The following is a 296-nucleotide window of genomic DNA, read 5'->3' as shown; positions in this document are numbered from 1 at the left end:
CGCACTGTTCCTCACCACACCCATCGTCTTCTACAGCTGCGCGCCATTCTACAAAGGCGCCATGCGCGACTTGCGCACCCGCCACCTGACCATGGACGTCTCGGTGTCGCTGGCGAGTGGCAGCGCATACATCGCCTGCATCTGGACCTCGATCACCGGCGTCGGCGAGCTGTATTTCGATGCGGTCGGGATGTTTGCACTGTTCCTGCTGGCCGGTCGTTATCTGGAACTCCGCGCCCGGGAGCACACCGCCGCTGCCACCGCGCAGCTGGTCATTTTACTGCCTGCCTCTTGTC

1 pseudogene is annotated in these 296 nt (G+C 62.8%); it reads left to right on the top strand.

What is annotated here, in order from left to right:
* A pseudogene (locus ACZYSM_RS29495) lies at nt 1-296 on the top strand (cbb3-type cytochrome oxidase assembly protein CcoS); the annotation flags it as partial.

Source organism: Pseudomonas sp. F220, from assembly GCF_057813935.1.
This window is presented reverse-complemented; position numbering and strand designations above follow the sequence as displayed.